Source organism: Roseateles sp. P1_C1_2 (assembly GCF_056406535.1).
In genome coordinates this window covers 212,427-229,707 of the sequence record NZ_JBFUAB010000003.1, presented here as the reverse complement: position 1 = coordinate 229,707, position 17,281 = coordinate 212,427, and the positions used below count along the sequence as shown (strand labels likewise).

General features: G+C 69.0%; 17 protein-coding genes. 8 read left to right on the top strand and 9 right to left on the bottom strand.

What is annotated here, in order from left to right; genetic code table 11:
- Window positions 1-108: 108 nt before the first annotated feature.
- Entirely contained in the window at window positions 109-1,503 is a 1,395-nt protein-coding gene (locus AC1D2H_RS04250) for a sensor histidine kinase (RefSeq protein WP_478010001.1), read from the bottom strand.
- Window positions 1,500-2,156: a response regulator gene (locus tag AC1D2H_RS04245; protein ID WP_478010000.1), complete on the bottom strand. Its 657-nt coding sequence runs from the start codon at window positions 2,154-2,156 to the stop codon at window positions 1,500-1,502. The genes AC1D2H_RS04250 and AC1D2H_RS04245 overlap by 4 nt, the downstream gene beginning before the upstream one ends.
- Before the next feature lie 136 nt (window positions 2,157-2,292).
- Here AC1D2H_RS04245 and AC1D2H_RS04240 point away from each other — a divergent pair, with 136 nt between their 5' ends.
- From AC1D2H_RS04240 to AC1D2H_RS04230, 3 genes are all read left to right on the top strand, one after another.
- The gene (locus tag AC1D2H_RS04240) at window positions 2,293-3,480 is read left to right on the top strand and encodes a serine hydrolase domain-containing protein (RefSeq protein ID WP_478009999.1); all 1,188 of its coding nucleotides are present in this window, start codon (window positions 2,293-2,295) and stop codon (window positions 3,478-3,480) included.
- Window positions 3,481-3,589: 109 nt separating this feature from the next.
- Window positions 3,590-3,796, top strand: coding sequence for a hypothetical protein (locus AC1D2H_RS04235; RefSeq protein WP_477931388.1), 207 nt, complete (start codon window positions 3,590-3,592; stop codon window positions 3,794-3,796).
- A gap of 223 nt (window positions 3,797-4,019) precedes the next feature.
- Window positions 4,020-4,220, top strand: coding sequence for a hypothetical protein (locus AC1D2H_RS04230; RefSeq protein ID WP_477931389.1), 201 nt, complete (start codon window positions 4,020-4,022; stop codon window positions 4,218-4,220).
- A 4-nt stretch (window positions 4,221-4,224) separates the two neighbouring features.
- Here the strand turns inward: AC1D2H_RS04230 and AC1D2H_RS04225 are convergent, their stop codons facing one another.
- Genes AC1D2H_RS04225 through AC1D2H_RS04205 form a run of 5 tightly spaced genes read right to left on the bottom strand, consistent with a single transcriptional unit; the run spans window position 4,225 to window position 9,425 of the window.
- Window positions 4,225-5,403 carry an alginate lyase family protein gene (locus AC1D2H_RS04225; protein ID WP_478009998.1) on the bottom strand — a complete coding sequence of 393 codons (1,179 nt, stop codon included), beginning with the start codon at window positions 5,401-5,403 and terminating at the stop codon, window positions 4,225-4,227.
- Window positions 5,400-6,428 carry an ABC transporter ATP-binding protein gene (locus AC1D2H_RS04220; RefSeq protein ID WP_478009997.1) on the bottom strand — a complete coding sequence of 343 codons (1,029 nt, stop codon included), beginning with the start codon at window positions 6,426-6,428 and terminating at the stop codon, window positions 5,400-5,402. The genes AC1D2H_RS04225 and AC1D2H_RS04220 overlap by 4 nt, the downstream gene beginning before the upstream one ends.
- A 5-nt stretch (window positions 6,429-6,433) precedes the next feature.
- A complete protein-coding gene (locus AC1D2H_RS04215; RefSeq protein ID WP_477931392.1) occupies window positions 6,434-7,267 on the bottom strand; it encodes a carbohydrate ABC transporter permease in 834 nt (277 codons plus the stop codon).
- Entirely contained in the window at window positions 7,264-8,133 is an 870-nt protein-coding gene (locus AC1D2H_RS04210; RefSeq protein ID WP_478009996.1) for a carbohydrate ABC transporter permease, read from the bottom strand. The genes AC1D2H_RS04215 and AC1D2H_RS04210 overlap by 4 nt, the downstream gene beginning before the upstream one ends.
- On the bottom strand, window positions 8,130-9,425 hold the full coding sequence (locus tag AC1D2H_RS04205) for an ABC transporter substrate-binding protein (RefSeq protein ID WP_478009995.1): 1,296 nt from the start codon (window positions 9,423-9,425) through the stop codon (window positions 8,130-8,132). The genes AC1D2H_RS04210 and AC1D2H_RS04205 overlap by 4 nt, the downstream gene beginning before the upstream one ends.
- Before the next feature lie 132 nt (window positions 9,426-9,557).
- Here AC1D2H_RS04205 and AC1D2H_RS04200 point away from each other — a divergent pair, with 132 nt between their 5' ends.
- Window positions 9,558-10,559, top strand: coding sequence for a LacI family DNA-binding transcriptional regulator (locus AC1D2H_RS04200; protein ID WP_478009994.1), 1,002 nt, complete (start codon window positions 9,558-9,560; stop codon window positions 10,557-10,559).
- Between the two features lie 272 nt (window positions 10,560-10,831).
- On the opposite strand, the gene AC1D2H_RS04195 is transcribed toward AC1D2H_RS04200, so the two are convergent.
- A complete protein-coding gene (locus AC1D2H_RS04195; protein WP_478009993.1) occupies window positions 10,832-11,470 on the bottom strand; it encodes a TetR/AcrR family transcriptional regulator in 639 nt (212 codons plus the stop codon).
- A gap of 315 nt (window positions 11,471-11,785) precedes the next feature.
- Here AC1D2H_RS04195 and AC1D2H_RS04190 point away from each other — a divergent pair, with 315 nt between their 5' ends.
- From AC1D2H_RS04190 to AC1D2H_RS04175, 4 genes are read left to right on the top strand one after another with little or no spacing between them, the layout of a single operon-like run.
- Window positions 11,786-13,066: an MFS transporter gene (locus AC1D2H_RS04190; RefSeq protein WP_478009992.1), complete on the top strand. Its 1,281-nt coding sequence runs from the start codon at window positions 11,786-11,788 to the stop codon at window positions 13,064-13,066.
- A complete protein-coding gene (locus tag AC1D2H_RS04185; protein WP_478009991.1) occupies window positions 13,063-14,124 on the top strand; it encodes a dipeptidase in 1,062 nt (353 codons plus the stop codon). The genes AC1D2H_RS04190 and AC1D2H_RS04185 overlap by 4 nt, the downstream gene beginning before the upstream one ends.
- Entirely contained in the window at window positions 14,121-16,082 is a 1,962-nt protein-coding gene (locus tag AC1D2H_RS04180) for an amidohydrolase family protein (protein ID WP_478009990.1), read from the top strand. The genes AC1D2H_RS04185 and AC1D2H_RS04180 overlap by 4 nt, the downstream gene beginning before the upstream one ends.
- Complete coding sequence (locus AC1D2H_RS04175) at window positions 16,079-16,471, top strand: RidA family protein (RefSeq protein ID WP_478009989.1); 393 nt, start codon at window positions 16,079-16,081, stop codon at window positions 16,469-16,471. The genes AC1D2H_RS04180 and AC1D2H_RS04175 overlap by 4 nt, the downstream gene beginning before the upstream one ends.
- On the opposite strand, the gene AC1D2H_RS04170 is transcribed toward AC1D2H_RS04175, so the two are convergent.
- Window positions 16,468-17,220 (bottom strand): substrate-binding periplasmic protein, encoded by a 753-nt coding sequence (locus AC1D2H_RS04170; RefSeq protein WP_478009988.1) that lies wholly within the window; start codon window positions 17,218-17,220, stop codon window positions 16,468-16,470. The two genes, AC1D2H_RS04175 and AC1D2H_RS04170, sit on opposite strands and share 4 nt — an antisense overlap.
- Window positions 17,221-17,281 lie beyond the last annotated feature (61 nt).

The following is a 17,281-nucleotide window of genomic DNA, read 5'->3' as shown; positions in this document are numbered from 1 at the left end:
GCTGGCGCGCCCGGTGGGGTTTCGTGGGCGCGCAGCGTAGCAATTGCCTGGGCTCGCACGAGGCGAAGTCGGTCACCGTCGACCTTCCCGAGCTGCGGGTGATCTGCGTCAGGCCTCCCCTGGCGCCAAGCCCCTGGCGCTGAACGCGACGCCCCGGCCCTCCAGGCCCGGGCCGACGGTGATGGTGCCGTCGAGGCTGTGCACCACCTGACGCACGATGGCCAGTCCCAGGCCGCTGCCGCTGGCCCCGGTCTGATCGGCGCGCCAGAAGCGTTCGAACACGCGGGGGCGGTCGGCCTCGGCAATGCCGGGCCCGTCGTCGGCCACCTGCAGCTGCACACCGTCGGCATCCTCGGCCAAACGGACCCCGATGCGGCTGCCGCGCGGGCAATAGCGCAGCGCGTTGTCCACCAGGTTGCCGAGCAGCGAACGCCACAGCGGCGGCGGGATGCGGCTGGACAGTCGGTCGGGTGCGTCCAGCGCCAGCTCGATGCCGCGCGCCTCGGCGAGCGGCAACAACTCGACCAGTTGGGCGCGGGTCTGCTCGGCCAGGTCGGTGGCGCGCTCGGGCGTGACCGCACCGATGGATTCGATGCCTGCCAGCGTGAGCAGCTGGCGGCTCAAATGAGCGGCGCGCGCGACGGCGGCATCCAGCGCCTGGGAGGCCTGCTCGCGTGCGCCTGCGTCGCTGGCGCGTCGCAGCACATGGGCCTGGGCGCCGATGACGGCCAGCGGCGTGCGCAGCTCGTGCGCGGCCTCCTGAATGAATTGCTGCTCACGCTCGCGCTGCAGGCGCAGCCGGCCCAGCATCGCGTCAAACGCCTGGCCCAGCGGTTGCAGCTCGGCCTGCGGCAGGTTCACGCCGAGCGGGCGCAGGTCCTGGGCATCGCGCTGGGCCAGGCGCTGCACGAGATCACGCAGCGGATGCAGGCCCCGGTACAAGGCCAGCCAAAGCGGCAACAGCAGGACCGGGAGGGCGATCAGCAGGTAGAAGCGCAACTGGCGCGCAACGTGCCATAGCGCCGGTGCCGCGGTGCGCCTGGGTTCGGCCAATCGCAGTGAGCCCAGCGGGCCGTCAAGGCGATAGGTCCAGTACGCCTGCGCTGCCAGCTCGCCGTCGGCGCGGCCAGAGGGCAGGGCGCGCAAGGCCTCGCGCAGCGGCGGGTGGGACTCGTACAGGATGCCTCCACCAGCAGCCAGCCAGAGCACGGCCACCTGTCCGGGCCGGTGCTCGGGGTCGAAGCTGCGCCAGTAGTTGATGTCGTCGATCAGGGTCCGCAGGGCAACCACGCGATCCGCCTCGGGTTTGTCGAGCAGATAGGCGGCGTAGTCGTCGGTGGTCCTCTGCAGACCGACGTGGTTGTCCGAGCCGGCGCGGAAGCGGTAGTACTCCCAGGCCAGGATCTCCAGCCCGACCAGCGGCAGCGCCGCGAGCAGCACGAAGGCGATGCGCCGGCTGAGAGACGGCTGGCGCAGCGCGCGCCAGAGGCTGCGCCACTTCATGCGAGCAGCCGGTAGCCAATGCCGCGCACCGTGCCGATGCGCTCGGGCCCGATCTTGCGGCGCAGATTGGACAGGTGCATCTCCAGGTTGGCGAAGTCCAGGGCCTCGCCCAGCGGGGCGAGCTTCTGCGCCAGCCTGCCCTTGGGAACAACCTGGCCTGCTTCGGCGGCCAGCAGATTGAGCAGGTCGAACTCGCGCGGGCTCAGTTCAATCCAGCGCTCATCGATGCAGACTTCGCGCGCCCGTGGTCGGATGCGCAGGTCACCGAAGCGCCAGTCCTCGCTGGCCTGGCGTGCACTGCGGCGCAGCAGTGCGCGCAGTCGCGCCATCAGCTCGGGCATCTCGAAGGGCTTGCCCAGGTAGTCGTCGGCGCCCCCGTCCAGGCCTTCCAGGCGCTCGGCCAGGCTGATGCGGGCCGTCATCACCAGCAGCGGCGTGTTGGCACCCTGCTCGCGCCAGCGTTTGAGCAGCTGCAGGCCGCAGCCATCGGGCAGGCCGAGGTCCAGCAGTACCGCGTCCTGCTGGGTGGGATCGAGCTGCGGGGGAGCATCCACGACCCGGCGCAGCCATTGGCTGCTGAAGCCCTCGACCCGCAACGCGGCCTGCAAGGCGTTGCCGAGATCGAGGTCGTCTTCGATCAGGAGGATGTGCATGGCCTCAGTATCGAGGCGGGTTGGGCCGAGATCTGCCGGCAGCCAAAGGCCGGCCAAAGAGCGCCACCGCCGCCGCGGCACGGCACCCTCCTGCCAGGGCACACTGCGCCGCCTCGAACACGCTTCAGTCGCTGTCATGACCATGCTCCAACGCCGCCTCGTCCTGCAATCGCTGTGGGCCCTGCCACTGGTGGGATGCGGGGGCGGGGGCGCAGATTCGCCCGCGCCGGCGGACCGAGCACTGCCGGTTGTCAGCACCCAGCCCGCCGGCATGGCGCAGACCGCCAACACCGCAGTGGACGACGTCATCCAGCAGCAGCTCGTTGCGCAAGGCATCCCGGGCCTGAGCCTGGTGGTCGCCCGTGCCGGCAAGATCATCTACGCCAAGGGCTACGGCTACGCCAATCTTGAGACTGCCACGCCGGTGCAGGTTGAAGACCGCTTCGAGATCGGCTCGATCACCAAGTCATTTGCCGCCACCGCCGTGATGCTGCTGGTCGAAGAAGGCCGCCTCTCGCTTGACGACAAGCTGGCGCCCCACCTCGGTCCTATGCCTGCCGCCTGGAGCGGCATCACGATCCGCCATGTGCTCAATCACAGCTCGGGCCTGCCGGAGTACCCGGACGATGCCTTCTACGGCGCCCTCGATCGAAACCAGGGCTTTTCCGAGGCGGAGCTGCTGGCGCGTTTTCAGACCTATGCGCTGAAGTTCGTGCCCGGCTCGGCCTATCTGTACAGCAACGTTGGTTATGACCTGCTGGGCCTCCTCATCCAGCAGGTCAGCGGGCAGTCCTATGGCGAGTTCCTGCGCCGGCGCGTCTTCCTGCCGCTGGGCATGGACAGCGCGCGCGTGATGGCGCCGGGCGAGTCGGAAGCCGGCAACGCGGTCGGCTACGAGCGCGGGCAGGTGGGCACAGCGCCCAAGCCTTATCTCTACAACGCGGCCAATCGCAGCTATCTGGGCCTCGCGGCCAGCGGCATCCAGGTCAATGCCCTGGACCTGGCGAAATGGGATGCTGCCCTCTACACCGAGAAGATCCTGAAGAAGGCCACGCTGGACCTGATGTGGACCCCCAACTCCCTGGTGCAGGCGGCGACTGCGACGACGCCGGACATCTACTACGGCCTGGGCTGGCAGCTGCGCACCCAGCAGGGCCACCGCTGGGTCTACCACTCTGGCGGCATGCCCGGCTATGTGACCGAAATCATGCGCTACCCCGATGACCAGCTGACGGTCATCGCGCTGAGCAACCTCGATGAGAACCACGCCAACGTGCGCCTGATCACCCGCGCGGTGTCGCCCATCTTTCAGCCCGGGCTGTAGCAGCCGCTGACATCCTGTATCAACCTTGCCCGTCAACCGTGTCGGTGTGCCGGCGTTCAAAGGAGGCCGATGGCCATGACCCCTCGGCACTTTGACGGAAGCACCGACCATGACCATGCTGACCCTCACCTTCAACGGCCCTTCGAGCCAGGCCCGCAAAGCACTCGGAGGACTCCTGCAGCGCTACCGCACGGCCTATTTCGTGGAGCGCAGCAGCAATGAATATGCGGTGACGGCCGACGACCTCACCGCGGCGGAGCTCGCGAGGCAACCGCTGTGGTCGATCCGCGTGACGCAGGCGGCTTCGCAGCGTTGAGCATGCAGCTGGCGGATGAGCCGCTGAAGACGCAAGCCGGGAGTTCTTGACAGGGCGTGTAGGTGATTCTTTACGTCACCGGAAATGTCAAGAGGGTGGCTGCGCGAGTGCAGCGCAAGTTCGTGAACTAAGCGGCGACCGGGGCGTGTTTGTCGAGCGATGGTGGTGATGCCTGCAGGGGTGTTTCGTACCATTTCGACAGAACGTTAGCAAAGTCGCCCAAGTGGAAAACGTAGTTTTGTGGCGGGTCATCTATACCCGGCGGGTCACGCTGCAGAGCGACAGTTTCTGCTCGGGCCCGTGGCATCCGAGCAAGGCCTATATCGAGCAGGTTGCGGCCGAGCTGCGCAAGACCAAGCCGGTCGGCGTGCAAAGCAACAAGCAGGCCTCCAACGGCGCCTGCACCTGGCTTTCGCAGGCGTGACTCGCTAGGCCTTGGCGGGCGCAGGCCAGAGCAGCCAGTCGAGGTCCGAGGCGCGCGCCGCCGCAAGGGGCTCCAGCAAGGCTTGCTCGGCACCCGTGGCGCGGCGCACCATCAACAACACAGACAGCAGCTTGTCGGGCTCCAGCGCGGGCTCGGTGGGCGTGGCGTGCTTCCAGCTGGCGGGCGCCAGCGCCGCCGCCTGCAGATAGGCGATGGCCTGCAGCAGGCGTGGCTCGCGCCACAGCGCGCGGTCGTATTGCGCCAGGTGCGTCGCCGCCTCCAGATTGAAGGCGCAATAGTGGAAGGGCCGCGTGCGCGACAGCTCGCGAGGCATGCGGCCGTCGGCCTCGATCTGTGGCGTGATGCGGCGCGCCACGACGGTCGCCAGCCTGGCCCGCGCCTTGTCGGCCTGACCGGTGAAGAGCAGGTAGTTCACCAGTTGCGCGTCGAAGAACATGCCGTGGTTGTTGTCGGCGTTGTCTTCGTCGCGGGCGATGGGGCTGGTCTGCATCCATTGCGTGAACTCGCCGAACCACTGGCGCAGTGCGGCAAGGTCGGCATCGGGCAGGGCACCGCGCGCGTTCAGCAGCAGGGCCGCGTCGATGACCATCCACAGGTTGCGCGTGTCGATCAGCCCCTCGGCGCGGCCCTCGACGATGCCGGGGATGCCCTGGCCGTAGCGCAGATGCGGGGTCATGCGCGTCCCGGGCGCGAGGAACCAGTGGTGGATCGCGGCGGCGGCCTTGTCGGCATGGCTGTCCGGCGCGCCGAAGCGATGGGCCAGCGCCAGCTCGAAGACATCGCGGCAGAAGGCCTGCATGCGGTCGGAGTCCAGCGCGTCACCGGCCACCTGCGGGTTGCGTTGGCCGTCGCGGCGGATATAGGGCAGGCCGTTGGCCGTGTCCGGGTTGGGCCACCAGTAGGGGCCCATGCTCATGTAGTCGTTGCGCGAACCCGAGGGCGGTAGCAGCTTCTTGTCGGCAACGCTGCGCAAAGGGGTCTTCAGGGCCTTGGCGGCACGGGCGAGCAGGGCCGCGTGAGCCGCGGCGAGGTGCGGATCGCCTGCGGCAAGGCGACGCTTCGTTTCGTCGAGCGCACTTCGATCCAGCGTCAGCAGCGGGGCTTCGCTGGCCGCATGAGCCTGGCTCATCAGCAAGCCGAGCAGCAGGGCTCTTCGCTTCATGCGGCCTCCTGGCGCAAGCCGCTCTGCGTATCGAAGAAATGCAGCCGGTCGCGCGTCGCCGACACGCTGATGCGGTCGCCGGCATGCAGCCCGGGCCGATCCGCGATGTTGATGACCAGCGGGCCCGTCGCGCTTTGCAGGTTGAGCTGCGACTGCGCGCCCATGAACTCGACGGACTCGACGGTGCAATCGAAGACCGCGGCCGCATCCGGCGCTCGGCCGAGCTGCAGATGCTCGGGGCGAACGCCGACCTGCAGCCGCGTCGCATCCAGCGCAGTCGCGAAGCCTGCTGGCGGCGTGCAGAAGTTCATCGCCGGTGAGCCGATGAAGCCGGCGACAAAGCGATTCGCCGGGCGGTCGTAGAGCTCGGCCGGGCTGCCGCTCTGCTCGATGCGGCCATCGCGCAGCACGACGATGGTGTCGCCCATGGTCATGGCCTCGACCTGGTCGTGGGTCACGTAGACGGATGTCGTGCGCAGCCGCGCATGCAGGGCGCGGATTTCCTGGCGCACCGCGCTGCGCAGCGCGGCATCGAGGTTGGACAGGGGCTCGTCGAACAGGAAGGCCGCAGGCTCTCGCACCATGGCGCGACCCATGGCCACGCGCTGGCGCTGGCCGCCCGACAGGGCCGCCGGCCGGCGCTCCATCAGCGGCTCCAGGCTCAGCATGCGCGCGATCTCGTCGACGCGGCGGCGGATCTCCGCGGCCGGGCGCTTCATCAGCTTCAGCCCGAAGCCCATGTTCTCGCGCACCGTCATCTGCGGGTAGAGGGCGTAGCTCTGGAACACCATGGCGATGTCGCGCGCCTTGGGCGGCTCATGCGTCACGTCGCGACCAGCGATGTGCAGCTGGCCGCTGGTCACATCCTCCAGCCCCGCAATCATGCGCAGCAGCGTGGACTTGCCCGAGCCGCTGGGGCCCACGAGCACGCAGAACTCGCCGTCGGCGATGGACAGCGAAACGTCACGGATGACGTCGGTCTGGGCGAAGCGTTTGCCCACGCCCTTCAATTCGATGGCAGCCACTCTCACTAGCCTTTCACGGCACCGGCCAGCAGGCCGCGGTTGAAGGATTTCTGCAGGCCCAGGTAGACGAGGATGCTGGGCAGCATGGCGATGACGCTGATGGCGATGAAGACGGCGGGCTTCATCGTCTCGTCGGCGCGCACGGTGGCCAGCGCGACGGGCAGCGTGTAGAGGGACTCGTCGTTGGTGACGAGCAGGGGCAGCAGGTACTGGTCCCAGATCATGATGAAGCCGAAGACCGCGGCGCTGCCGAGTGCCGGCTTGCACAGCGGCAGGATGACGTGCCAGAAGATCTGCCAGTCGCTGGCGCCGTCCACGCGCGCGGCCTCTTCGAGGTCGGCCGGAATCGCGCGCATGAACTCGCTCAGCATGAAGATGGAGAAACCCCAGCCGACGACCGGCAGGATCATGCCCAGATGTGTGTCGTGCAGGCTGGCGCCCACGAGCGGCAGCTTGCCCAGCACGATGAAGAGGGGAATGGCGATGACCTCGTCGGGCAGCATCATGGTCGACAGGATCAGGAAGCTGACCGCCGCCAGGCCGCGGAAGCGCTTGCGCGCCAGCGCGTAAGCCGCGAGCGCGCTGACCGACAACTGCAGCACGGTGCCGACGAGCACGACGACGAGGGAGTTCAGCAGATAGCGCCAGACCTTGGCCTCCACCCAGGCGTAGCGGAAGTTCTCCAGCGTCGGCTGCTCGGGCCACCACAGCAGCCGGCCCGGCGCGATGGTGACGCCGGACAGGGCCGTCATCAAAAAGGCCCAGAAGGGGCCGGCGAAGACGATCAGCACGAGGCCGTAGAGCAGGGCGCGCGGCGCCCAGGAGAACGCGGATTTCATCGACGGCGGCGCCAGGCGAGGTAGACGGCGGTGAGGGCCGCGGTGAACAGGAAGAGCAGCGTCGAGGCGGCGGCGGCGAAGCCGTAGTCCAGCTCCTGGAAGCCCTGCTTGTAGATCTGCGTCATGACGACCTCGGTGCTGCCGGCCGGCCCGCCGCCCGTCGTCGCATAGACCTCGGTGAAGACACGGAAGCCGCGGATGAAGCCCAGCGTGCAGATGACGGTGATGGCCGGCGCCAGGCCGGGCAGCGTCACGGCGGTGAAGCGCTGCCAGGCATTGGCGCCGTCGACGGCGGCCGCGTCATACAGCTCGCTGTTGATGCCGGCCAGGCCGGCCACGAAGATGACGGTGTCGTAGGGCACGTGCTTCCAGACATGCATGCCGATCAAGGCCGGGAGGGCCTGGGCCGGGTCGGCCCAGAAGCCTTGGGGGCCTATGCCGATGAGGCCGATCAAGGCATTGATGACGCCATCCGGCGTGGGCGCATAGAGGATGCGCCAGACCTCGGCCGCCACCGCGGCGCTCGTCACCGCCGGCAGGAACATCGCCGTGCGGATGAAGCGCATATGCCGCGCCGTGCCCTGCAGGGCTTGCGCCAGCAGCAGCGCGATGGAGGCGGACAGCAGCACGGTGACAAAAACGTAGAGCAGGGTGCGGCCGGCGGCGTCGCGCAGCGCGGCATCGGCCAGCGCGCGCTCGAAGTTGCGCCAGCCGACGAAGCTGTCGGCGCTGCCGAAATTGACCTTGTGCAGGCTCATCACCAGGCCCTTGGCCATGGGGATGAACTTGAACCAGGTGAAGACGATCAGCGCTGGCGCGAGGAAGAGCCAGGGTGCCAAGCGGCTGAAGTTGCGGCGCGTCGTCATTGCGCCTCCTGGCGGGCGAGCTCGGCGTTGAAGCGATTGTTCAGCGCGCGCAGCTCGCCGGGGATGTCCCTGCTGCAGTGGGCCAGGATGGCGTTGAAGCCGTCGGCCGCGATCTGTGTCAGCCGCGACCAGTTGCGCGCCTGCGGCATCGGGTGGCCATGCTGCGCGTACTCCCGCGCCACCATGGCCCAGCGCTCGTCGCCGTGCGCGGCCGCGGCATCCAGGTGCCTGTTGACCGGCAGGCGCACGACGGGCATGCCGCCCTCGGGCGGGTGCATGCCCACGGTCTGGCCTTCGGGCGAGATCAGGAACTCGACGAACTGCCTGGCGCGGTCCGGCTGCTGGCTGCCGCGCGTGATGTAGGCCAGTTCGCCGCCGGCCAGGCTGGCGCGCTGGCCGCCCGGGCCGGCGGGCACGGGCACGGCCTCAAACCGGCTGCGCCCCGGCTCCTTGTCGAACAGCGCGAGGTGATAGGGCCCCGACACATAGAGGCCGGCCTGCCCCGACGTGAAGGACTTGTTGGTCTCCTGCGTGTTCGCGTTGATGGCATTGGGCTGCACGCTCCGGTCTTCACAGACGAGGCGGCGGAAGAAGGAGAGGGTGGCGACGGCGGGGGCCTCGTCCAGCGCACCATGCGGCTTGCCATCGGCGCCGGGGCGCATGAACTCGCCGCCGGCCTGGAAGAGGAAGGAGCTCAGATACCAGGCCGCATAGCCGCGCGCCGCGGTGGCGGGCAGGGCCAGGCCATAGGTGTCGCGGCGGCCATTGCCATCCGGGTCGCGCTCGGCAAAGGCGCGCGACAGCTGGGCCAGCTCTTCCCAGGTGCGCGGCACCGGCAGGCCCAGCTTCTCGCGCCAGTCGCGGCGGATGAAGAGCACATGGGCCTGCACCGACACCGGCACGCCATAGATGCGGCCGTCGGGCAGGGTGGCGGCGCGCCAGGCGCTGTCCAGCAGATCGTCGGCACCGGCGATGCGCTTGCGGTCGATCTCCATCGCCACGCCCATGTTGACCAGCTGACCGGCCGTGCCGATCTCGTTGACGATGACATCGGGCAGGTGGCCGCCGACGGCGGCGCGCGCCAGGCGCTGCTCGAAATCGGTCAGCGCATTGAAGTACTCGATGCGGATGCCGGTCTTCTTCGTGAAGGCTGCGGCGATGGCGTCGTAGGTCTTGCGGCCGTCCTTGGAAGAGCGCGTCCACACGCGCAAGGGCTCGTCGGGCGGCGCGGACCGCGCCGCCATCGGCAGCAGCGCCAATGACAACGCAATCAAGGTAAAGCGGTTAACCATTCCATCATTGTTGCGGCAGAGGCTCGGCAAGTAAACAGCGAGTCTTCTAGCGAAAACCCTGGCAACAAAGGCTTGAAACGGACTTTCATTTTTTGGATCGCTCACTATCATCAAGTTAAACGCTTCACCAAAATGATCAAGAAACGACTCCCCACCCTCCGCGACGTGGCCGAAGCCGCCGGCGTCTCCGTGGCCACGGTCTCCAAATACTGCAGTGGCGGCCAGCGTTTCTCGGCGGGCGTCGAAGCGGCCATCCAGGCGGCCATCGACAGCCTCGGCTACCGCACCAACCACATGGCCCGCTCCATCGCGACGGGCCGCAGCGGCGCGGTCGGCCTGGTGGTGCTGGACCTCGGCAACCCGCACTTCACCGGCATCGTCAAGGGCGCCAGCCGCGTGGCCCAGGCCAATGACTACAGCATGGCCTTCGTCGACACGGCCGAGAGCAAGGCGCCCGAGCGCCATCTCGTCGAGACGCTCTCAAGGCGCGTCGACGGCCTGGTCGTCAGCTCACGGCTGGCGGATGAATCCATCGAATGGTTGCAGGCCTTGGGCAAGCCCGTCGTCTTCTTCGGCCGCTATGGCCACGCCGGCGTGCACAGCGTGGGCTCGGACGGCTATCTGGCCGGCCTGATGATCGGCCGCCACCTGATGTCGCTGCAGTACCAGCGCGTGGCCTACGTCGGCTTCCCGGCCTCGCGCTGGAATGCCGAGCGCATCCGCGGGCTGAGCGATGCGCTCGCCGAGGCCGGCCGCAAGCTGGAGATGCTGGACGTGGATGCGCCGTCGCCCGAGGCCGGCGAGGCGGCCGCTTCGCGCCTGCTGCTCGGTGGCGAGCGGCCGGACGCCATCGTCACCTACAACGACTTGATCGCGCTCGGCCTGATGAACGAGGCGCGGGCGCTGGGTGTCAGCATCCCGCGCGACGTGTCCATTGCCAGCTTCGACGACATCGCCTACGGCCGCTACACCAGCCCCACGCTGACCTCGGTGGCGATGAACAGCGAGCAGATGGGCGAAGTGGCCATGCAGCGCCTGCTGCAGCTCATCAACGACGAACTGGCGCATCCCTTCGACGAAGTGCTGGCACCGCGCCTGGTCGTGCGCGAGTCCACCTGCCGACGAGCGCCATGACTGCCCGACCAGGAGCCTGCGCGGCCAAGGGCGTGGCCCGCGCCGGGGTGAGTTGCGGGGCCAGGCTAGGCGCCGGCGAGGCGTGGGTCGGGACCCACAACGAGCCGGCRACGCCGYRTGGCCCCGCAAMTCGCCCCGGCCCTKCGGGTTGRGYCTGGCRRGGGCGCATGCYGCGTTGCTCGTCGTTGCGGGCGCGAGCCCGCGGCCTCCTCRCGCCTTGCCTGCGCCCTCGCCAGGCTCAACGCGAACCACGTCCTCAGCCGCACAGGCTCCTAGGCCGCAATGCCCCGCCAGGCCGCCTCGGCCAGCAGCCCGGCATAGGTCGTCGGCCTGGCCGCGCGGCGCCCGGCCAGCCAGCCGCGGCAGTAGGACTCGGCACCGCCAAGCACCAGGGCCGGGATCAGATCGGCCGGCAGCTCGGTGATGAGGCCGGCGCGCACGCCCTCGGCCAGCCGCGCGTCGATGGGCGCATAGCGCGCTTCCAGGCGCGCTACCAGCTCGGCGCCATACGGCCCCTGCGCCACGGTCTCGCGCGCCATGAAGAGAAAGGCCGCCAGTTCGGGCAGGGCCGTCACCCAGTCGACATAGGCGGCCACCAGTTCGGCCACGACGGCATGTGCGTCGGGCGCAGCTTCGGTGCGCGCCGCGATGGCGCGGCTCTGGTCGTCGAAACCGGCGAAGAAGAGGGCGGCGGCCACGCCCTCCTTGTTGCGGAAGTGGTGGTAGATCGTGCCCACGCTCTGGCCACTGCGCCGGCGCAGGTCCTCGATGGTGGCGGCCTCGATGCCCCGGGCATTGAAGCAGGGCAGGGCGTGCGCCAGCACCGCGCGCCGGCTGGCGCCGCGCTCACCGGGCGAAGCGAGCGCCAGGACCGCTTCAAGACGGCTGGTGGAACCTCGGGGCTGGGTCATGGGCCTGTTAACACTGTGGCAATGGGTCGCGAAGGCCCGCCGCCAGGGGCCAATCAAGGCACGGCACGCTGCCTGCACTGATGTGCGGGCAAGTGACGCAACGCGGAGTGGCCCCTGGCGGCGGGCCTTCCCTTGGGTTGTTGCCAGAAAGGCCGCGCGCGGCGTTGCAAATCCTCGCCGGGTGTCCGACCCGGCTGCGGTTTGCGCCTTGCTCGCGGCCTTTCTGGCAACAACGCGACCCGTTGCCGCAGTGTTAGCAGGACCTAGAACAATATTCTAGAATCGTTCGGCGACCACGCGAAGAAGGTTGAGGCGATGCGACTGCCGAATCTGCTGGCGTCCCCCAAGGGGCGTATTGCGGCGTTCTTCCTGATGTACCTGACCGAAGGCCTGCCCATCGGTTTTGCGATGACGACCGTTGCGACCCAACTGCGCCGCCAGGGCGTGGGCACGGCCGAAATCGGCGGCTTCCTCGGCCTGGTGCTGCTGCCCTGGGCCTTCAAATGGGTCTACGGCCCCTTCATCGACCTGATCGCCTCCCGGCGCCTGGGGCCGCGCCGCGGCTGGATCCTCGGCGCGCAGGGAATGATGGTGCTGACGCTGCTGCCGCTGGCCAGCTTGGACCTGACCACCCAGCTCGGTCTCTTCACGGCCCTGCTCGTCGTGCACAACCTGTTCGGCGCGGTGCAGGACGTGGCCGTCGACGCGCTTGCGGTGACGACGTTGCGCGAAGACGAGCGTGCCTTCGCCAGCGGCATGATGTTCGGCGGCCAGTCCCTGGGCGTGCTGGTGGGCGGCGGCGGCGCATTGCTGTTGATCGGCAGCATCGGCTTCAACCTCTGCATCGTCGTGCTGGCGCTGATCATCGCGACCGTCATGGGCGTCGTCGTGCTGCCCATGCGCGAGGCGACGCCGGCCGCTGCCGATGAGCCCGCTTCGGCCGGCGTGGCCGCAGCGGGCAGCGAGGTGCTCGCTTTCCTGCGCCAGGCCCTGCAGGCCCTGCTCGGTTCGCGCCTGGCCGTGGCCGGCCTGCTGTTCGCCGTCCTGCCCATCTCGGCCATGGCTTTGGCGCGCGGGCTGCAATCCAATCTGGCGGTCGACCTCGGCCTCAGCAACGGTCAGATCGGCTGGCTCGCCACGGCCTCGCAGGCGGCCACCGCCGTCACCTGCATCGTCGGCGGCTGGCTGTCGGACCGCGTCAATCTGCGCCGTGCGATGGCTGCCTACGTCAGCGTGCTCAGCCTGCCGGGCCTGGTGCTGATGTTCGAGTTGCAGCGCCAGGGCTGGGCACCCGGCCAGGCGGCATCGGCCAGCCTGGTCACCGCCTTCATGGCCGCCGTCGTCATCTACCAGTTGCTGTTCGGCTTCATCTACGGCGCGCGCGTGGCCCTCTTCATCGGCATCACCCAGCCGGCCGTGGCCGCCACGCAGTTCGCCGCCTACATGGCGCTGACCAATCTCTCCATCACCTACAGCGTGGTCTGGCAGGGCTATGCGGTCCAGCATTGGGGCTATGCCATGACGCTGGGCCTGGATGCCCTGGTCGGCTTGAGCTGTCTTCTTCTATTGCCGCTGTTGCGGACCAAGACCCCATGAATCTCGTCATCAACGCCCTGGGCGTCCTCGACAACCCCAACATCCGCATCCAGCCCAGCGCCGGTGACCGCAGCGCCATGGCCTACACCAGCACCGGCCAGAGCGTCGACGACCGCTCGCTGGGCGACGCGCGCGCGGCGGGCCTCACGGCCGTCAACATCACGCTCGGCCATGTGGCAGGCAGTGCCGAGCCCTTCGAAGCGACGGTGGCCGATATCGCGGGCTGGGACGCCTTCATCCGCGCCCGCCCCATGGCGCTGCGCAAAGTGCTGACCGCGAGCGACATCGACGCGGCGCGCGCCGCGGGCCAGATCGGCGTCATCTACGGCTTCCAGAACACCGAGATGCTGGGCCGCAGCAGCGACCGGATCGCGCTGTTCGCCAACCTCGGCGTGCGCGTCATCCAGCTCACCTACAACGGCCGCAACGTCGTCGGCTGCGGCGCCACGGTGGCTGACGACACCGGCCTGAGCGCCTTCGGTGCCGAGGTCGTCGAGCGCCTGCAAGCCGAAAGCGTGCTCGTCGACCTCAGCCACAGCAGCGAGCAGACCTGCCTGGACACGCTGCGCCTGGCGCGCCGGCCCGTGGCCATCACGCACAGCGGCTGTCGCGCCGTAGCCGATCACCCGCGCAACAAGAGCGATGCCGAGCTGCGCCTGCTGGCCGACAAGGGCGGCGTCGTCGGCCTCTACTTCATGCCCTATCTGCGCCTGGCCGGCCAGCCGCTGGCCTCCGACCTGGTCATGCATCTGGAGCACGCGCTGGACGTCTGCGGCGAAGACCATGTCGGCCTGGGCACCGATGGCGGCACGACGGCCATCGACGACATGGCGGCCTACCGCGCCATGCTCGCGGCCGAGACCGAGCTGCGGCGCAGCATGGGCATAGGCGCACCGGGCGAGACGCCTGACGTCAGCCTCTTCCTGCCCGACCTCTGCGGGCCGACGCAGTTCATCGAGCTGGCCGAGTTGCTCGCGGCGCGCGGCCACCCGGCGGCGCGCATAGCCAAAATCCTGGGCGGCAATTTCCGCCGCGTGATGCAGGAGGCCTGGGAATGAAGCTGCTCATCCTTGCTCTGGCCCTGCTCAGCGGCGCCGTCTGCGCGCGCGAAGACCAGGTGCAGATCCACGGCAACGCCGCCGGCACGCAGACGCTGACGACGCCCGAACCCGGTGTCACCGCTGCCAACTACCGCTTCAACGACCGCGGCCGCGGCGACGTCATCGAGGCGCGCTGGCGCCTCGACGCGCGCGGCCTGCCGACGCACTACGACGCCAAGGGCAACGACTACTGGAAGGTCGAGTTCAGCGAGCATTTCGAGCGCGACGCCACGGGTCTGGCGCGCTGGAAGAACCGCATCGAAACGGGCGAAACCCGCGCGGCCGGCTTCTACCTGCCGGCCAACCCGCCGCCCGAGTTCATGGGCGTGCTGGCCCGCGCGCTGCTGAAGGCCCCCGGGCGACGGCTGAAGCTGCTGCCGGCCGGCGAAGCCTGGCTGGAGGGTGGGGCCGACGTCGACGCCGCCGGCCGCAAGCTGACGCTCTACCGCATCGGCGGCATCGAGTTCACGCCCCTGCCCGTCTGGCTGGACGACCGGGGTGATACCGCGGGCGTCATCGACGATTGGTTCGAGGTGCTGGAGGCCCCGCTGCTGCCGGCGCTGGCCGAACTGCAGCGCGCCCAGCAGGCCGCCGACCAGGCCTGGCATGCAGGCCTGGCGCAGCAGCACACTCACAAACCTCAGGGCGCGCTGCTGATCCGCAACGCCAGGCTGTTCGATCCCGCCAGCCTCAGCGTGCGCCCCGGCATGAGCGTGCTCGTGCGCGGCGAGCGCATCGTCCGCGTCGAGCCCGATGCCGATCTCGAGGTGCCACCCGGTGCCGAAGTCATCGCCGCCAATGGCCGCTTGCTGATGCCGGGGCTGTGGGATGTGCACCAGCACTTCAGCAATGTCGATGGCGTCTTCGACCTCATCGCCGGCGTGACGAGTGCGCGCGACATGGCCAACGATAACCTGCCCATGCTGGCCCGCGTGAAGCGCTTCGATGCCGGCACCGAGCTGGGCCCGCGCGTGACGCTGGCCGGCATCATCGAAGGCATGGGCCCGCTGGCCGGACCGACCGACGTGAAGGTCGACACGGCCGAGAAGGCGCGCGCCGCGGTGGACTGGTATGCCGACCACGGCTATGCCCAGGTCAAGATCTATTCGTCCCTCAGCCCGGCCCTGGTGGCCGTCGTGGCCGACCGCGCGCACGAGCGCGGCCTGCGCGTCAGCGGCCATGTGCCTGCCTTCACGCATGCGCGCGCCTTCGTCGAGGCCGGTGCCGACGAGATCCAGCACCTGAACTTCATCCTGCTGAACTTCTTCCCCGACGTGAAGGACACGCGCAGCCGCGACCGCTACACGGTGCTGGCCGACCGCCTCGCACAGTTCGATTTCAACGACGGTCGCTTCAATGACTTCGTCGCCTTCCTGCGCCAGCACCACACCGTGCTGGACCCGACCATGGTGGTGCTGGAAGGGCTGTTCTCGGGCGAACCGGCGCGCGCCGCGCCGGCGCTGCGGCCGGTGGTGCAGCGTTTCCCGACGGTGGTGAGGCGCCGCCAGCTGTCCGGCGCCGTCGCCGTGCCGGCTGGCAAGGAAGCCGTCTACGCCCAGGCCCTGCCGGGCCTGCTGCGCATGCTCAAGCGCCTGCACGACGGCGGCGTGACCATCATGCCGGGCAGCGATGGCTTCTCCGGCTACAGCCTGCACCGTGAACTGGAGCTCTATGCCCAGGCCGGCATCGCCAACGCCGAGGTGCTGCGCATCGCGACGCTCACGCCCGCCCGCGTGCTCGGCGTCGAGAAAGACCGCGGCACGATCACGCCGGGCAAGCTGGCCGACATGATCCTCGTCGACGGCGACCCGCTCACCAACATGGGCGACATCCGCCGCGTCTACCGAACCATCAAGGGCGGCCAGGTCCATGACCCCGCCGCCCTCGAACAAGCCATGGGGATGAGCCCACGATGAAGATCGAACGATTCAACAGCGGTCAGGTCGTGCCTGCGACCGTGCCCTTTCCCGAAGGCGTGCGCGTCGGCTCCATGCTCTATCTGTCCGGCCAGCTCGGCAACGTACCCGGCCAGCTCAAGCTCGTCGAAGGCGGCCTGCGCGCCGAGGCGCGGCAGACGCTGGAGAACATCCGCAGCGTGCTGCGCGGCCAGGGGCTGGACCTGCAGCACCTGGTGCGCTGCACGGTGATGCTGGCCGACATGGCCGACTGGCCGGCCTTCAACGAGATCTACCGCGAGTTCTTCGGCAGCACGCCGTTGCCGGCACGCAGCGCGCTGGGCTGCAACGGCCTGGCGCTGGGCGCCCGCGTCGAGATCGAGTGCATCGCGGCGGCCGAAGCCGACTAGGCCTGCTCGCGCAGAGCGGCCGCCTCGTGCTGCGCGGTCAGCTGCTCCAGCTCGCCGCTGTCGCGCAGCCGGCGGATGACCTCGGCCAGGCGCGGGGCCAGGTCCTTGCGGCGGACATGCAGGTAGTGATGCAGATCGAAGCGGGCCAGGTCGGGTGAGGCGTCCAGGTCCTTGATGCTCAGGCTCGTCATCGCCGATTGGGCCGACAGCGTCGTGCAGATCGCCAGGTCGACCCGGCCGGCTGTCAGCATGCGGAACAGTTGCGGTGGGTTCTGCGTCAGGGTCAGCGCCGGGTGGTTCTCGGTCAGCTCCTGCGCGTAGGCCATGCCGCGGATGGAGCCCACCGAGTAATGCTTCAGGTCGTCGCGCGTCTGCACGCTGGCGGCGCGCGAAGGCATGGAGTAGGCGCGCACGCTGACCCGGTAGTAGGGCGGGTCCACGCGCAGCAATTGCGGGTAGGTCTGGCCATAGCTCGCGATGCGGACCAGCTCGCCGTCCGCCTTCTCGCTCAAGGTCACCAGGCTGGCGCGCGACGGCGGCAGCACGTCGATCTGCAGGCCCAGGCCGGCGCGGCGGTAGATCTCGGCCAGCAGCCGTGCGGCCACGGCGCTCGCGCCGGTCTTGTTGACGGCGGTGATGACCAGGGTCTCCAGTGCATGGGTCCGAGGCGCGGCCAAGCCCAGCAGCGCGGCGGCCATCAGCCGGCGCCGGACGGCGGATTCGGGAAGCTCCGCAAAGCCCAAGTCCATGTCTCACCCCGTGGCGCGTCATGCGCTCTGTCACGAAGGTAGCGCATCGGGGCCTGCCTGG

What these genes read in the sequence shown, in the direction of transcription:
- AC1D2H_RS04250 (WP_478010001.1), bottom strand. Translation starts at nt 1,503, where the DNA reads ATGAAGTGGCGCAGCCTCTGGCGCGCGCTGCGCCAGCCGTCTCTCAGC.
- AC1D2H_RS04245 (WP_478010000.1), bottom strand. Translation starts at nt 2,156, where the DNA reads ATGCACATCCTCCTGATCGAAGACGACCTCGATCTCGGCAACGCCTTG.
- AC1D2H_RS04240 (WP_478009999.1), top strand. Translation starts at nt 2,293, where the DNA reads ATGACCATGCTCCAACGCCGCCTCGTCCTGCAATCGCTGTGGGCCCTG.
- AC1D2H_RS04235 (WP_477931388.1), top strand. Translation starts at nt 3,590, where the DNA reads ATGACCATGCTGACCCTCACCTTCAACGGCCCTTCGAGCCAGGCCCGC.
- AC1D2H_RS04225 (WP_478009998.1), bottom strand. Translation starts at nt 5,403, where the DNA reads ATGAAGCGAAGAGCCCTGCTGCTCGGCTTGCTGATGAGCCAGGCTCAT.
- AC1D2H_RS04215 (WP_477931392.1), bottom strand. Translation starts at nt 7,267, where the DNA reads ATGAAATCCGCGTTCTCCTGGGCGCCGCGCGCCCTGCTCTACGGCCTC.
- AC1D2H_RS04210 (WP_478009996.1), bottom strand. Translation starts at nt 8,133, where the DNA reads ATGACGACGCGCCGCAACTTCAGCCGCTTGGCACCCTGGCTCTTCCTC.
- AC1D2H_RS04205 (WP_478009995.1), bottom strand. Translation starts at nt 9,425, where the DNA reads ATGGTTAACCGCTTTACCTTGATTGCGTTGTCATTGGCGCTGCTGCCG.
- AC1D2H_RS04200 (WP_478009994.1), top strand. Translation starts at nt 9,558, where the DNA reads ATGATCAAGAAACGACTCCCCACCCTCCGCGACGTGGCCGAAGCCGCC.
- AC1D2H_RS04195 (WP_478009993.1), bottom strand. Translation starts at nt 11,470, where the DNA reads ATGACCCAGCCCCGAGGTTCCACCAGCCGTCTTGAAGCGGTCCTGGCG.
- AC1D2H_RS04190 (WP_478009992.1), top strand. Translation starts at nt 11,786, where the DNA reads ATGCGACTGCCGAATCTGCTGGCGTCCCCCAAGGGGCGTATTGCGGCG.
- AC1D2H_RS04185 (WP_478009991.1), top strand. Translation starts at nt 13,063, where the DNA reads ATGAATCTCGTCATCAACGCCCTGGGCGTCCTCGACAACCCCAACATC.
- AC1D2H_RS04180 (WP_478009990.1), top strand. Translation starts at nt 14,121, where the DNA reads ATGAAGCTGCTCATCCTTGCTCTGGCCCTGCTCAGCGGCGCCGTCTGC.
- AC1D2H_RS04175 (WP_478009989.1), top strand. Translation starts at nt 16,079, where the DNA reads ATGAAGATCGAACGATTCAACAGCGGTCAGGTCGTGCCTGCGACCGTG.
- AC1D2H_RS04170 (WP_478009988.1), bottom strand. Translation starts at nt 17,220, where the DNA reads ATGGACTTGGGCTTTGCGGAGCTTCCCGAATCCGCCGTCCGGCGCCGG.